At 61.9% G+C, this 15059-nt stretch carries 11 protein-coding genes; all 11 read right to left on the bottom strand.

Annotated elements, in window-relative coordinates:
• Window positions 1-20: 20 nt before the first annotated feature.
• Window positions 21-1331: an ABC transporter substrate-binding protein gene (locus tag KGA85_RS12590; protein WP_223461221.1), complete on the bottom strand. Its 1311-nt coding sequence runs from the start codon at window positions 1329-1331 to the stop codon at window positions 21-23.
• 87 nt (window positions 1332-1418) lie between these two features.
• Window positions 1419-2765, bottom strand: coding sequence for an outer membrane beta-barrel protein (locus KGA85_RS12585; RefSeq protein ID WP_223543155.1), 1347 nt, complete (start codon window positions 2763-2765; stop codon window positions 1419-1421).
• A gap of 332 nt (window positions 2766-3097) precedes the next feature.
• Complete coding sequence (locus KGA85_RS12580; RefSeq protein ID WP_223461217.1) at window positions 3098-3460, bottom strand: DUF6124 family protein; 363 nt, start codon at window positions 3458-3460, stop codon at window positions 3098-3100.
• 485 nt (window positions 3461-3945) lie between these two features.
• A complete protein-coding gene (locus tag KGA85_RS12575; protein ID WP_223533667.1) occupies window positions 3946-4656 on the bottom strand; it encodes an NAD(P)H-dependent oxidoreductase in 711 nt (236 codons plus the stop codon).
• 87 nt (window positions 4657-4743) lie between these two features.
• The gene (locus tag KGA85_RS12570) at window positions 4744-6150 is read right to left on the bottom strand and encodes an aldehyde dehydrogenase family protein (RefSeq protein WP_223461214.1); all 1407 of its coding nucleotides are present in this window, start codon (window positions 6148-6150) and stop codon (window positions 4744-4746) included.
• Complete coding sequence (locus tag KGA85_RS12565) at window positions 6143-7333, bottom strand: pyridoxal phosphate-dependent aminotransferase (RefSeq protein WP_223461213.1); 1191 nt, start codon at window positions 7331-7333, stop codon at window positions 6143-6145. The genes KGA85_RS12570 and KGA85_RS12565 overlap by 8 nt, the downstream gene beginning before the upstream one ends.
• 24 nt (window positions 7334-7357) lie before the next feature.
• The gene (locus KGA85_RS12560; RefSeq protein ID WP_223461262.1) at window positions 7358-8965 is read right to left on the bottom strand and encodes a 5-guanidino-2-oxopentanoate decarboxylase; all 1608 of its coding nucleotides are present in this window, start codon (window positions 8963-8965) and stop codon (window positions 7358-7360) included.
• A 10-nt stretch (window positions 8966-8975) separates the two neighbouring features.
• Entirely contained in the window at window positions 8976-11075 is a 2100-nt protein-coding gene (locus KGA85_RS12555; protein WP_223543154.1) for an acetate--CoA ligase family protein, read from the bottom strand.
• Between the two features lie 18 nt (window positions 11076-11093).
• Window positions 11094-12254, bottom strand: coding sequence for an acyl-CoA dehydrogenase family protein (locus KGA85_RS12550; RefSeq protein WP_007981552.1), 1161 nt, complete (start codon window positions 12252-12254; stop codon window positions 11094-11096).
• A gap of 40 nt (window positions 12255-12294) precedes the next feature.
• Window positions 12295-13086, bottom strand: coding sequence for an enoyl-CoA hydratase/isomerase family protein (locus KGA85_RS12545; RefSeq protein ID WP_223461209.1), 792 nt, complete (start codon window positions 13084-13086; stop codon window positions 12295-12297).
• Window positions 13087-13443: 357 nt separating this feature from the next.
• On the bottom strand, window positions 13444-14856 hold the full coding sequence (locus tag KGA85_RS12540; protein WP_223461207.1) for an amino acid permease: 1413 nt from the start codon (window positions 14854-14856) through the stop codon (window positions 13444-13446).
• Between the last annotated feature and the right edge of the window lie 203 nt (window positions 14857-15059).

The following is a 15059-nucleotide window of genomic DNA, read 5'->3' as shown; positions in this document are numbered from 1 at the left end:
ACCCGTGTCCTTTTGCGCGATCAATACGTAATGGCCTGCATCTCACCGCCCAACGGAATCGCTGGCGCAGTGGCATTGCTGGTCACGATCAGGTCGTATTTGTTGTCCTTGCCCAGTCGCCACTGGCCGCTGACCAGAGGCGTCTTGGCGACGTTCTTCACCGGTCCGCCATTCCAGTTGATCGGGCCGACCACGGTGTTGAGGTTGGTCTTGAGCAAGGCATCGCGGACTGCCTGGGCGTTACCTATTTCTTCGGTGCGCTTGAGGATGTCCACGGCCAACTCGAACAGGGCATGCACAAACCCCAACGGTTGCGTCCACTGCTTGCCGGTAGCCTGGGTAAAACCCTGGGCCAGTTGCCCGGCACTGGCGCCAGTCAATGACGAGCTGAACGGATGCGTCGGGCTCCACCAGATTTCGGTCGACAGGTTGTTACCGGCCTTGCCCAATGCCTCGACGGCCGTCGGGAACAACAATGCCTTGCCCACCGACACGGCTTTCGGGTTGAAGCCTTGCTGCCGGGCCTGGGTCCAGAACGTGCTCAGGTCCGGCGGGATGACCACGCCGGTGACGATCTCGACGTCAGCCTTTTTGAACGCAGCAATCTGCGCGGAAAAATCGTCGGTCAGGCTCTGAAAGCGGCCAGGGTCGACCAGTTGAAAGCCCTTTTGCGCCAGTACCGGCGGGAAACCGAGCTTCTGGTCGCCCCAGGCATTGCCATCGCCGTCATTGGGAAACAGGCCGCCGACGATTTTGTTGGACGGCATCGCCCCCCACATGGCGCTGTAAGTACCGATCACATCCTCCAGGCCCCAGAAAAAGTGGTAAGTCCACTCAAAACCCTGCTCCGGCTTGCCGCCACGAGTAAAGAACCACGGCTGCCAGGGCGCCACCGTGGAGATGCACGGGATTTCGTTGATTTCGCATTGGTCGGACACCGGGTTGGTGGTTTCCGGGGTCGACGACACCAGCATCAGATCGACCTGGTCCGAGAGAATCAGCTCGCTCGCCACTTCCGCCGCGCGGTTGGGGTTGGACTGGCTGTCCTTGACGATGACCTCCAGGCGATAGGCTTTGCCGGCCACGGTGATCGAGTTCTTCAAGACTTGCCTGAGCGACTCGATGATGTAGTTGTCGGCTGCCGCAAAGGGCGCCAACGGTCCGGTCTGCGGGCTGACATAACCGAGCTTGATCACCCGCTCGCTGCCAATGGCAAAGTTGAACGGCAGGCTGGCCAGTGCCACGCCACCGGCAGCCACGCCGGTACTGCGCAGGAAATCACGGCGGGAGAAGTCGCGGCCAAACAGGTTTTTATCGTTGTTGTCTGTCATGTAAGTACTCCAAAAGCCTGGACGAACAGGGTCGCCACGTGTGGCCGGGCCATCACGCAGGGTCAGGGGTAAACCAGAGAAATCCGTTTAGAAGAAGAAACTGACGTCGAATGACGCGACCACTTGCGAATCCTTTTCGCCGTCGGCATAGGCATCGCGGCCGGGGCCCGAATGGATGTCGTAGCGCAGTTCCGGACGCAGGCGCACGTTGGGTGTCGGCGTCCAGGCCAGGTTGGTGGTCACGCCGTAGAAACTGCCCCAGGTCGGATCGGGAATGCCGGTGTGCGGGTCGATATTGGCCATCATCACGTGGACCGGGGCGTCGGTGTAGAACCACTCGGCGCGACTGTTCCACATCAGGTTTTCGCTGATTCGGTGATACAAGCTCACGTCCGTGCCATACCAGGTGGCGTCGTTTTTGTTGGCAAACCCGGCGAAAGCGCCCTGCTCCTGCTTGCCGTAGTTAAGCTCCAGCGCCACGCGATTGTTCGGATCGATGACCTGAGAAAGCGTCAGGTAAGACGCCAAGCGCTTGTAGTCGTCATCCTTGGTGCCCGCCGGCAGCGGCGAGCCACAACTGCATTCGGCGAAACTGTCGCCAGCGCCATTGCCGTAGATGTTTTCCCAGTCGATCCAGGTGCCGAAGTCTGCCGAGCGCCAACGCACGTTGGCGATCACGTCCGGCGAGTGATTGGGATCTTGCAGGTTGTTCCAGCCCTGGACCACGCCCAGCTCGAAGCCGAGCATGCTTTCGCCAGGTTTCGAAGGCAGTTTGAACGAGTACAGCGCACCGGCATGTTTGGCCGGGCCGTGCATGAATGAGTAAGTGTGCGAGTAAAAGTCAGTCGGTGCCGGGGATGGCAAGGCGAAACCGATTTCGTTTTCCAGCGGCGTGTGGAAAATCCCGATCATCAGATCCGATCCGCCGAGTACCGGGAAGTAAAAATCAGCGTACGCCTGGGCAATGGTCAACGCCGGATCTTCGGCCTTGTTGTTGCGGTTGGCGCTCAGGTCTTCGTCCCAGCCGTAGGTCTTGAAGAAGCGCGCGTCCTTGCCGTACAGCGCCGTGACGTTGAAACCCCAGTCAGCTTCTTGCGGCATCGCGCCGGGAAACGGTCCCACGCGGCCGATAACATTGCTCTTGGGTTTTTTCTCCACGGCCAGGGCGAACTGGTTGAGGTTCACACCTTCGTCCGTATTGAAGAAGCTTTGCTTGCTGACGTCATCCGTGCCGTTGTTGTTATAGATCACACCGGCCTGAGCCCAGCCGTAGACCTTGATCCCATGTTCGCGCTCAAGGCTGTCGCCGAACACACTGCGCACCAGCGACCCCATGGGATCGTCTGCGGCGCAAGCCATTGAGGGGAACAAAACGTTGGCACCCAGAACGGGTGCGAACAGGGCTGCTGCACAGCCCCATGCACGAATACTCATACCTGCCTTCCTTATTTTTATTAGGCGCCAATCCCCCGAAGGGGCATGTGGCCGAAAGCAAGGTATGACGTCTTGATGAGCCCTGGCCCGGGCTCCACTCGATCGTTGGCGGATCGTGGTGTTCGGCGTAATGGAGGCTACAAGTCCACCACTGCACCAACAATTCCATTCTCGGCGACATCAGTGTTCGCGTATTCAGAACAATGCAGGTCTTTGTGGGAGCGAGCCTGCTCGCGATGAGGGTATTAGTTTCAACATCATTGTTGACTGATCCACCGCTTTCGCGAGCAGGCTCGCTCCCACAGGTCTATTGGTGAACTGCAGATGTGCGGTTATTCAGGCGGATCGAGCTGATCCAGCGCCCGGTTCACCGCCAGTTCACCGAGCATGATCACCTGCGCAATGCCGAGCAGCGCATTGCGGCTGGTTCCTTGCAGATGATCCACCAGATCGGTGGCCATGACATTGGCCGACGCCAGCGATTCACAGGCATGCACCAGTAAGGTCTCGACATTGAGTTCGGGATTGACGATGAACATGGAACTGAGTTTACGCGGCGTGGCCATGATGCCGGGACCGGGGTTGAGGTAATGATCGAGGGCGCGCTCGGCGGCTTCGTGGAGTTTTTGGGAGTCGAGGCTTTCGTACGGGGATGTCGGATCGGTGTCCGGCGGGTTGGGTGTGACTTTGAACATAGTGAAACTCCATATGTGATAAATGGAGCCATCACTCTCGCTACCAAACGATGGGTGGTGGCCATACGAAGGTTGGTAGACCGGCCCACATGGAAAAACCGGCGCGCCCGAGAGCGCCCTACGCATGGCCACCATTAAAACAATTGCCAAAAAGGCGCCTGTCCATAGGTGATGCTACGCGTATGTGGAAAACGGGCTACCAAACCCGATCGCTGCTGTTTTGCAGCGACCGGACAACGATAAAACCCGCCCCCAAGACGCACAAGCCGGCGGATTCTGGCGTAGCTGTAGGCAATGACGCAAGCCGTTGTAGCTTGCGGGAAGTAACGCTGACAGCCGTTAAACACACCTCAATCGTAAGCTGCAAATACAAAAAAACTGTGGGAGCGAGCCTGCTCGCGAAGGCGGTGGGTCAGCCGACATCAATGTTGACTGCGCCACCGTATTCGCGAGCAGGCTCGCTCCCACAGGAGTTGGGGTGTTAATCAGGCATTGGTGGTCAGTGGATAGAGCTTGTCATCAAACTCCGCCAACTTCGGAAACACCAGCGGCTGGTCATCACTCAGATGCTGCAAACGCTGGCTGTAATCAACCAGAAATTGCTGGCGCGCCTCTTCACTGATGTACGGCACATGCCAGGCCACGAACGGTTCCAGCACATCGAACCCTACGTACGCCAACGTGCCACGCAAGATCGGTCGCAGCATGTCCTCCAGCGGTCCATGAATCGCGCCTTCGCCAAACATGTGCTCACGACCACCCAGGGTCACTGTCACCAGCGCCTTCTTGCCGGCCAGACCGCCCTGATCGTAGAAGCGCTTGCCGCCATAGCAGATGCCCGACACCAGCACCCGGTCGATCCAGCCCTTGAGCATCGCCGGGGCAGAGAACCAGAAGATCGGAAAGTTGAGGATCAGCAGATCGGCCCACAGCAGCTTGTCCAGCTCCGCCTGGATGTCCGGCGCCAGTGACTGGCTCTTCACGCCCAAGCGTTGCTCCAGGGCATAGACCAGGTACTCGGGGTTTTCCCGACTCGAGAAGTCCGCGTCGCTGGCCACCGGGTTCCAGTTCATTTTGTACAGGTCGCTGACCTGCACTTCATGGCCCTGGGCTTCGAGGGTGGTGACGGCCTGGTCACGCAGGGCGGCGGTGAAGGATTGCGGCTCCGGGTGAGCGTGGACGATCAGTACTTTCATGGTGGTTCCTTAGATTTGTTCCAGCGTATCGATTGAAGGTGTGGAGTAGCAACATCGTGGGTGATGAACAGTTTGAGTCGCCAACCGTCACACCTGGATCGCCTTCACTTCGACGAACTCGTTCAGCCCCTCCTCACCCCATTCGCGACCGTTACCCGATTGTTTGTAGCCACCGAACGGCGCCTGATAATTGAACGCCGCGCCATTGAGGAAGCACTGACCGGCGCGCATCTGCCGCCCCAGGTGCAAGGCGCGCTCGGCACTGCCGGCCCAGACGCCGCTGGACAGGCCGAACGGCGAGTCGTTGGCGATCTGGATCGCTTGCGCCTCATCGGTGTAGGGAATCAGGCACAGCACCGGGCCGAAGATTTCTTCCTGGGCGATGCGCATGCGGTTATCGACGTCCGCGAACAGCGTCGGGCTGACATAGAAGCCGCGCCCCGGCATGTCACCGCCGCACAGCAGCCGTGCGCCTTCCTGCTGGCCGACCTTGATGTAGTCGAGCACGGTGCGTTTTTGCCCGGCCGAACACATCGGGCCGAGGAAGCTTTGCGGATCAAGGGGATCACCCATGCGCAGGCTCAAGGTTTCCGCCAACGCCAGTTCCACGGCTTCGGCGTAGCGGCTGGCCGGCAGCAGCATGCGGGTCAGTGCGGTGCAGGTCTGGCCGGAGTTGATCATCACGTCCTGCACGCCGTAGCGCACGGCCGCTGCCAGGTCGGCATCCTCGGCGATCAGCAACGGCGACTTGCCGCCCAGTTCCAGGCACACGCGCTTGACCGATGGCGCCGCCGCCTGGGCGACGCGAACGCCGGCACCGGTGGAGCCGGTAAACGACACCATGTCCACGTCCGGGTGCTTGGCCAGCGCCTCGCCGACTTTCGAGCCCGGCCCGCTGACCAGGTTGAACACACCGGCCGGCAGACCGATGTCTTCGATCATCTGCGCCAGCAAGAAGGCATGCAGCGGGGTTTCCTGACTCGGCTTGACCACCACCGTGCAACCGGCGGCCAGTGCCGGGGCCAGTTTGCCGATCAACTGGTGCAGCGGGTAATTCCACGGATTGATGAACGCGCAGACGCCCACGGCCTCGCGGATCACCAGCGAGTTGCCGATTTCGCGCACTTCGTCCATGAGATGAGCCAGTTCGACGTACTGCTCAAGGCCGATGATCGGTCCGTCGACCTGCACCGAGCGGCACCATTGCACCGGCATGCCCAATTCAGTGGTGATGACTGCGGCCATCTCATCGGCACGATTGCGCAGTTGATCGGCCAGTGCACGGATATAACCGGCACGCACGCTGGACGGTGTACGCGACCATGTATCGAACGCCCGGCGTGCAGCCGCCACGGCGTTTTCGACATCAAGTTCATCACCCAGCGGAACACTGCCGCACACTTGCTCGGTGGCCGGGTTGATCACCTCGGCGATACCCTGCCCCGACGGGTTTCGCCAGCGGCCATCAATAAACAGTGTCTTGTGATTAAGCATGAACCTGGGCCTCCATCAATTCTTGAGCACAACGGGCGATGCGCTGGCAGGCATCGCGCAGCGGTTCGGCGCCGACCACCAGACCGAGGCGAATATGCCCCGCCGCGCTCGGACCAAAGGCCTCGCCCGCCAAGACCGACACGCCGTGGCGATCCAGCAGACGATCGGCAAACGCCTGGGCGCTGAGCCCGGTCTGGCGGATATCGAGCATCACGAACATCCCGCCATCGGGTTTCAACGGCCGCACACCGGGGCAATCGGCCAGGCTGTCGCACACCAGGTCGCGACGCTGGCGATAGGCTTCGCGCATGGCTTCGAGTTCCGGCAGGTTGCTTTCCAGGGCCACCACGGCAGCGTCCTGAATGAAATCCGGCGAGCCGTAGAGCATGCACAACGCGAGGTTTTCCAGGTGCGCGGCCAGGGATGGCGGCGCCACCACCCAGCCGACGCGCCAGCCGGTCATGGCGTGGGATTTCGACAGGCTGTTGAGGGTCGCGGTGCGCTCGGCCATGCCCGGCAGGCTCGCCGGGCTGACGTGCTCACCTTCGAACAGCAATTCGCTGTAGACCTCATCGGAAATCAGCCACAGGTCGTGGCCGATGCACAACTCAGCCAAAGCAGCCCAGGTGCTGCGCGGCAGGCTCGCGCCGGACGGGTTGTGCGGGCTGTTCAGTGCCAGTGCCCGGGTGCGCGGGGTGATGCGCGCGGCGACATCTTCGGGCAGCACACGGAAACCGTTTTCCGAGCGCACTGGCACCGGCACCACCACGGCGCCGCAAGCACCGAATACCGCTTCGTAGGTGACGTACATCGGTTCGGCAACGATCACCTCGTCACCCGGATTGAGCACGCATTGGGCCACGCTGAACAGCGCACATTGCGCCCCGGCCAGCACGGTGACCTGATCCGCCGAAACGGATTGGCCGCTGCGCTGTTGATGACGCTTGGCGATGGCTTCACGCAGGGCACGCTTGCCGCGCACCTCGGCATAGTGAGTGTTGCCGCTCAGCAGGCTGTCGATGGCGCCCTGCACGATGGGCTGTGGCGTGTCGAAATCCGGATCGCCCACGGACAACAGCAGAATGTCTTCACCCTGCTCGCGCTTTGCCAGGGCGCGGTAGTGGATGTCCCACGCGGCGGCGCCGTCGCCGGCGATACGTTGAGTCAGATCGGAAAAGCGCATGGCTTCATCCCCTTAAAATGCAGATCAATGCGCACAGGCATGCTTGAGTTCGATCAGGGTCACGCCGTTACGCTTGAAGCCTTGGCGCAAGTCGGCCTGCAACTCGGCCAGGCTTTGCGGCTGGGTCACGGTGCAGCCGAACGCACGAGCGAGGGCGGCGAAATCCGGGTTGCGTGGCAACACGCCGATAGGCTCGATGTCGAGGCCGAGCATGTCATCGCGAATCTGCCCCAGGGCGTCGTTGTTCCACAGCAGCACCACCAGCGGGCTGTCCAGCTCTTCAACAGCCGTAGCCAGTTCCTGGGCTGTGTAGAGGAAACCACCGTCGCCCACCAGCACCAGACCCGGCCGCTGCGGCGCGCCGAACTTGGCGCCGATCCCGGCCGGCAGGCCATAACCCAAGGTGCCGTAGCCGGTCGGGTGCAACCAGCTGCGAATGGCCAGGCTGTCGAAGGCGTAGTTGCCGGTGTAGGCCAGTTGGGTCATGTCAGTGCTGATGAACGCGTTGTCCGGCAGCTCGGCGGCGATACGGTCGAGAATCGATTGATGGATCGACTGCAACGGGCCATGGCTGGCCTTGACCGCTTCACGCAGGGCGGCGACCGAGGCAATCGCAGCACTGGCATCGCGCACATCAGACGGCAGACGCTCAAGCAAACCACTGAGGGTTTGTTGTGCGTCGCCATGCAACGCCACGGCGCATGGGTAGAAGTCGTTGAACTTGCGTGGGTCGATGTCCACCCGCAGCAGTTCGCCATTGAGCGGCAGGCGTTCGCGCCAGAAGTCGGTGTCGGCCATTTCGGTGCCGACCGCCAGCACCACGTCGGCCTCGGCGATCAGGTTCCAGCCCGGTTCCACACACAGGGATGAACCAGCGCTCAACGGTGCATCCGGCGGCAGCAGGCCCTTGCCGGCAACGCTGGTGAACAGTGGCGCGGCCAGTCGGGTGCTGATTTCTTGCAGTTCAGAGGTGGCATTGAGCGCACCACCACCGGCGATGATCATCGGTCGCTTGGCAGCCTTGAGTCTGGCCACGGCTTGATCGATGGCGGTGGCGGATGCCGGACCGCGACCCGGACGACGCACCACTTCATTGCTCCAGTCACGGGCAATCGGTGCCGACAGCACGTCCAGCGGCACCGAAATGTGCACCGGGCGCGGGCGCTCGCTGTCGAACACCGCGTAGGCACGGGCGATCAGTTCCGGCAGGTCTTCGGCGGTCAGCGCCACGGCGGAGAACGCAGTGATCGGCGCGGTCATCGCCCGTTGATCCTGGCACTCGTGCAGGCTGCCCCAGCCCTTGCCCAGGCTGGCGCTGTGGTTGACGCTGGAAATCACCAGCATCGGAATCGAGTCGGCGTAGGCCTGGCCGATGCCGGTGGCGGCGTTGGTCACGCCGGGGCCGGTGATGACGAAGCACACGCCGGGTTTGCCGCTGACCCGGGCATAACCGTCGGCCATGAAACTGGCGCCCTGCTCATGGCGGGTCAGCACGTGGCGAATGCCACTGCCGGGCAAGCCGCGATACAGCTCCAGGGTGTGTACGCCGGGGATGCCGAACACAGTATCGACGCCGTAGTTGGCCAACAGACGCACCAGGGCCTGGCCACCGGTCAATGTTTTGCTTTGCATATTCATGTCCTCACTCGTGGCCGAGGCGAATCAACGCATCGACCGCGGTCGTGCCATGGGCACCGACCAACAATGGGTTCACATCGAGTTCCAGCAATTGCGCGGCGTTTTCGCAGGCGTAATCGGCGACGGCGCGAATCGCGGCCACCAAGGCGTCCAGGTCAGCAGACTCGCGACCACGGAAACCTTGCAGCAACGGTGCGCTGCGCAGGCTGAGCAAGGCATTGCGGATGGCACCGTCGGTGGTCGGCAGCAACAGGCTGCGACTGTCCTTGAGCAGCTCCACCAGAATGCCGCCGGCACCGATCACCAGCGCGAGGCCGAAATCGTTTTCGCGCTTGATGCCGACAATCAGCTCAGCCAGTGGCGGTTTGGCCATCGGTTCCAGCAACAGTTGATCGAATGGAACGCCCGGTGCATAAGCGGCAATGCTGGCGCGCATCTTCTCCAGTGCAGCGCTTACCGCTGCGCCATCCTTGAGATTGAGCGCCACGGCGCCGGCCTCGGTCTTGTGCGGTAGCTGTGCGCTTACCGCTTTCAATACCAGCGGATAGCCCAGTGATTCGGCGTCCTTCAGGGCTTGGCTCGGGGTGCTCAATACGCCGTTTGGCGTCGGCAGACAGAAAGCTCTCAAGGCCTGCTTGGAGTCCCATTCATTGAGCAAACGTCCCTCACCTTCCAGCGCTTGCGGGCACAATGGCACCAACGCCGATTCGCCCAGCGCCAGCAAGGCCTGGCGATTGCACTGATAACCGGCGATGCGGCCCCACGCGGCCAACCCGTCTTCAACGCCCTGCAACGCCGCAACACCTTGCGCGTGCAGACGCTCACGGGCATGGGCCGGCAGCAACTCCGGGAAGGCCGAGGTGACGAAGCCGGTCTTGCCGTGGCGTTGCAGTGCCGCGCAGTACAACTCCAGCAGCAGGTCGCATTCCTTGCGCTCGCCGGTGAACTCCGACGGGTAGTCGAGCACCAGCATCGCCGCGTCGGCTTCGGTGCGCAGCGCGCTGTCGAGCATGCGGTTCAAGGCTTCGCCGTCGCCCCAGATCGCCGTGGTGAAATCCAGCGGATTGACCAGGTTGGCGTAGCTCGGCAGCACTTGCGCGAGTTCGCCGACCTGTCCTTGATCGAGTTTCGGCAGGCCCAGGTCGTTGCGTTCGGCGTAGTCGGCAATCAGCCCGGCATCGCCACCGGAACAGGCCAGCGCGATCAGGCTGTTGCCCGCCGGCAGGTTGCCGCAGGCGGCGGCCTTGAGGGTTTCGACAAAACTCACCGGGCCGCTGACGCGAATCACCCCGAGACGGTCGAACAGCGCGTCGTACAGCGCATCGGAGCCGGAAAGCGAACTGGTGTGACTCAGGGCCAGTTCGGCGCCGATCTGCGACACGCCGGTTTTCAGGGCAATGATCGGGATGCCCTTCTCCAGCGCCTTGTGCGCGGCGCGGGCAAAACCCGGCACGTTCTTCAGGCCTTCGAGGTGCAGTCCGATGGCGGTGACGCGCGGCTCGTCGAGCAACACGTCCATCAGCTCAGCCACGCACAGTTGCGCCTGATTGCCCACCGAAGCCATGTAGGCCACCGGCAGCGAGCGGTCGCTCATGGACAGGTTGTAGGCGAAGTTGCCGCTCTGGGTCAGCACCGCCACGCCCTTCTCCACCGCTTTGCCGCCATGGGCCACCGGCCACAGCGCGGAGCTGTGCAGGTAGTCGAGCAGGCCGTAGCAGTTGGGGCCGAGCAAGGCCATGTCGCCTGCGGCTTCCAGCAGTTTTTGTTGCAGTGCCTGCCCCTCGGCGCCGGTCTCGGCGAAACCTGATGCGTAGCAGATCGCGCCGCCCGCGCCGATGGCGGCCAGTTCGGCGACGCAGGTCAGGGTCAGTTCGCGGTTGGTGGCGATGAATACCGCGTCCGGGCCGCAAGGCAGCTCGGCAACGCTGCGCACGCACGGCACACCTTCAAGGCTGTCGTGCTGCGGATTGACCAGCCACATTTGCCCTTGGTAGCCGCCCTTGGCACAGCGCTTGAGGGCGCGGGCCATGCTGCGGCCGCCGACGAACGCCACGTGTTGCGGCGCGAGCATGCGTTTGAGGTTGTCACGAATGGTTTTGGACATGGGAATTCTCCGGGCCGATCAGCGCAACAGTGGCCGCAGCAGCTCGCGGGAAATGATGTGGCGCTGGATTTCCGAAGTGCCTTCCCAGATCCGTTCGATCCGCGCATTACGCCAGATGCGCTCCACCGGACCTTCGTCCATCAGGCCCATGCCGCCGAAAATCTGCACTGCTTCATCGGCGGTACGGCCGAGCACTTCACTGGCGAACAGCTTGGCCATGCCAGCCTCGCCATCGGTCATGGTGCCCTGGTCCATTTTCCAGGCGGTGTGCAGGGTCAGCAGTTCGGCAGCGCGGATTTGCGTGGCCATGTCGGCCAATTTGAACGACACGCCCTGGTAAGTGCCGATCGGCTGGCCGAATTGCTTGCGGTCCGCCGCCCATTGCAGCGACACGTCCAGTGCGCGCTGGGCCTGACCGACGCAGTTGGCCGCGACCATCACCCGGCCGGCGGTCAGCCAGGCGTTGGCCACGTCCCAACCCTTGCCGACTTCGCCCAGCACTTTGCTGGCCGGCACGCGGCAGTCGTCGAAGAACATTTCAAAGGTGTGATAACCCCGGTTGCTCACGCACTTGGGCCCACGGCGGATGGTCATGCCCGGGGTGTTGCGGTCGACCAGGAACGAGGTCACGGCGTTACGCTTTTTGCCGTTGTGTTCGTAGGTGTCGGTCACGGCGAAGACGATGGCGAAATCGGCATGGCCGGCGTGGCTGATGAAATGCTTGCTGCCGTTCAGGATGAAGTCGTCGCCTTCACGCACGGCGCGGGTCTTGATCGCATTGGCGTCGGAGCCGGCCCCCGGCTCGGTCAGGGCAAAGCAGTCGATCTTTTCACCCTGGATGCACGGCAACAGGTAGTCGTTGATCTGGTCGCCGGTGCAGGCCATGAGGATTTTCGACGGCCGCGCGACGAACACGTGCAGCGCCCAGGACACCTTGGACAGCTCACGTTCGATCAGCGCCTGGGACAGGTAGTCCAGACCGCCACCGCCCACCTCTTCGGGCATGTTGAAGGCGTAGAACCCGGCGGCAATCGCCTTGCCGCGAATCTGTGCCGCCAGTTCCGGGGAAACCTCGTCGGCGCGGTCGACTTGCTCTTCATAGGGCAGCAGTTCCTTCTCGACGAAGCTGCGTACCGAGTCCACCAACATTTCTTGTTCTTGGGTCAGTTGGAAATTCATGCTGCTACCTGTTGTTCGTGTTCTGGGAGATGGAGAGGAATCAACGACCGATGAAGCGTGCCGGGCGTTTTTCCATGGCGGCGCGCAGGGCTTCGTTGCCGTCTTCGCTGCGACCGCAGAGCAGGCCGGCGGCGAGTTCGGCTTGCAGCTGTTCCGGCAGGCTGCGTTCTGCGCCTTCACGCATGAGTTTTTTGGTCTGGGCGAAGGCAAAGGTCGGGCCGGCGGCCAGGCGTGCGGCCAATTCGCTGGTGACCGTCAGCAGTTGATCGTCGGCACAGACATCGCCGACCAGACCGGCGTCGAGTGCACGGTCAGCACTCCACAGTTCATCGAGGAACAGCAGGCGCTTGGCCTGTTCGCTGCCGATCAAACGCGGCAGGTGCCAACTGGCGCCGGCATCCGGCGAATACGCCATGCTGGTGTAGCCGGCCTTGAAGCGCGCCGATTGCCCGGCGATGCGCAGGTCGCAGCACAGGGTCAGGTCCATCCCGGCGCCGACGGCGGTGCCATTGATGGCGGCGATGGTGGGTTTTTCCAGGCTGTGCAGGCGGGTCATCAGGGCGTGGGCTGTTTCGGTCCAGCCATAGGTTTCCAAGGCGCCCCGGGCTTCGGCATCGGCCCATTCATCGAGGTCGGCGCCGGCGCAGAAACTGCGGCCGCTGCCGGTGAGCACCACCACACGCACCGCTGGATCGGCGTTGAAACCGTCGAGCAAGGCATGCAGGTTTTTCAGCGTCGGAATGTCCAGCGCATTGCGCTGGGCAGTGCGATTGAGGGTGATCCAGGCAACGCCTGCTTCGACCTGGCTGAGCAGCGACGATTGAGTGGTCATGGGAATCCTCGAATTATTGTGATTGGTCTGAGGTGATGCGACTTGAGGCCATACTAAACGAGTGTTCAGTAAGGCGGCAATCGGCGGAGAAATGGGCTGTAACAAGCTCAAAAATCATGTAACACATTGGTTTTATTGAATTATTTATAAATGGGCGAGCGTAAGCCATTGGCGCTGTTACAACTTCGAACAACTGGCGACACGTGGTATGTCGCAGCTTTCACATCCACCACAAAACAACTGTGGGAGCGGGCTTGCTCGCGAAGAGGCCCTGTCAGTCAACATTGATGGTGACTGACACTCCGCTTTCGCGAGCAAGCCCGCTCCCACAAGGGGGATGGTGTTTAGTTCAAGGGATCAGGCAGTCGGCAAGCTCGGCGCCAACACGCCCTGACGCTTGCGATGGATCAGGAAGTACGCGCCATAGCACAGGGCAATGAAGCCAAAGCCCCAATACAGCGACGGACGCTGGGTTTCATCCAGGGCCAGGAACACGAACAGCGAGCAGCACAGCGTGATGCACATCAGCGGCAATACCGGGAACCACGGCGCGCGGTATTTCAGATCGCTGAGTTTGCCGCCGTCACGCAAGTACGCCTTGCGGAACTTGTACTGCGCCAGCGCGATGACAATCCAGGTCACGGTGCCGGACATGCCGCTCACCGCCATCAGCACCATGAACAAGGTGTCGGCGGCGACGAAGCTGGTCATCAGCGACACCAGCGCGAAGCACAGGGTGATGCTCAAGGCGCGCAGCGGCACGCCGCGCTTGCTCAAAGGAGACAGGCTTTTCGGCGCCATGCCGGTTTTCGACATCGCCCACAGGATGCGCGTCGAGGCGTACAGGCCGGAGTTGCCCACCGACAGGATCGCGGTGAGGATCACGAAATTCATCAGGTCGGCGGCGTAGGGAATGCCGACCATGTCGAACACCTGCACGAACGGGCTTTCCATCAGGCCCGCCTGCTGCCACGGCACGATGGCCGACAGCACGATAATCGCAAGCACATAGAAGATCAGCACGCGGAACACCACGTTGCGTACGGCGCGGGGAATGCTCTTTTCCGGCTGATCGGTTTCACCGGCGGCCACGCCCATGATCTCGCAACCCTGGAACGCGTAGACCACGGTCATCATCACCGCGAACACCGCCGACAGACCGTTGGGGAACAACGAATCGCCGATCAGGTTGGTCGCCATCGGTGCCGGTGCGCCACTGCTCAGGGGCATCACGCCGAAGATCACCAGCACGCCGACCACGATGAAACCGAGAATCGCCGCGACCTTGATCCCCGAGAACCAGTATTCGGCTTCACCAAAGGCACGGGTCGCCATGGCATTGATAGCGAACAGCACCACCACGAACAGCGCCGACCAGTACCAGATCGGCACGGTCGGGAACCAGCGGGTCATCAGCATACCGGCGGCGGTGAACTCCAGGCCCACGGTGGTGGCCCAGCTCATCCAGTACACCCAGCCGATCATGAACCCGGTGGCCGGACCGATGAATTTGGTGGCGTGGGTCTGGAACGAACCGGACACCGGCATTTGCACCGACAGTTCGCCCAGGCAGACCATCACCAGGTACATCAGGAAACCCGCGACCAGGTAAGCCAGGATCGCCCCCACCGGGCCGCCCTGATTGATGGTCACGCCGGAGCCCATGAACAACCCGGTGCCGATGACGCCGCCCAGGGACAGCATGAAGATGTGCCGGCTCTTCAGGGCGCGGGTCAGCTGTATGCCTTTACGATCAGTATTTTCGTTCATGTCGGCACCTCAGCAGTCAGTGAGGTGTACAGCGCGCGACAGGACGTCACGGCGCAGGGAGGGATCAGCTTTACGGCAATTCATTATTATTATCTCCATTAAGCTTCGAAGACCGCGCTGCGGCGGTTGCGTCGATTATTGGAAAGCCATGTAAGTTCGCGTTGACCGTAAAGATCGAAGTTGTACAAAGTCGTAACAAACTT

It is taken from the genome of Pseudomonas sp. GL-B-12 (assembly GCF_019955895.1).
Lineage (GTDB): Bacteria > Pseudomonadota > Gammaproteobacteria > Pseudomonadales > Pseudomonadaceae > Aquipseudomonas.
The sequence above is the reverse complement of the archived record's forward strand: the minus strand, read 5'-3'. Positions and strand labels throughout refer to the sequence as shown.

Bases quoted from the DNA above. Each gene is read 5' to 3' on its own strand.
- KGA85_RS12590 (WP_223461221.1), bottom strand. From the start codon at position 1,331: ATGACAGACAACAACGATAAAAACCTGTTTGGCCGCGACTTCTCCCGC.
- KGA85_RS12585 (WP_223543155.1), bottom strand. From the start codon at position 2,765: ATGAGTATTCGTGCATGGGGCTGTGCAGCAGCCCTGTTCGCACCCGTT.
- KGA85_RS12580 (WP_223461217.1), bottom strand. From the start codon at position 3,460: ATGTTCAAAGTCACACCCAACCCGCCGGACACCGATCCGACATCCCCG.
- KGA85_RS12575 (WP_223533667.1), bottom strand. From the start codon at position 4,656: ATGAAAGTACTGATCGTCCACGCTCACCCGGAGCCGCAATCCTTCACC.
- KGA85_RS12570 (WP_223461214.1), bottom strand. From the start codon at position 6,150: ATGCTTAATCACAAGACACTGTTTATTGATGGCCGCTGGCGAAACCCG.
- KGA85_RS12565 (WP_223461213.1), bottom strand. From the start codon at position 7,333: ATGCGCTTTTCCGATCTGACTCAACGTATCGCCGGCGACGGCGCCGCC.
- KGA85_RS12560 (WP_223461262.1), bottom strand. From the start codon at position 8,965: ATGCAAAGCAAAACATTGACCGGTGGCCAGGCCCTGGTGCGTCTGTTG.
- KGA85_RS12555 (WP_223543154.1), bottom strand. From the start codon at position 11,075: ATGTCCAAAACCATTCGTGACAACCTCAAACGCATGCTCGCGCCGCAA.
- KGA85_RS12550 (WP_007981552.1), bottom strand. From the start codon at position 12,254: ATGAATTTCCAACTGACCCAAGAACAAGAAATGTTGGTGGACTCGGTA.
- KGA85_RS12545 (WP_223461209.1), bottom strand. From the start codon at position 13,086: ATGACCACTCAATCGTCGCTGCTCAGCCAGGTCGAAGCAGGCGTTGCC.
- KGA85_RS12540 (WP_223461207.1), bottom strand. From the start codon at position 14,856: ATGAACGAAAATACTGATCGTAAAGGCATACAGCTGACCCGCGCCCTG.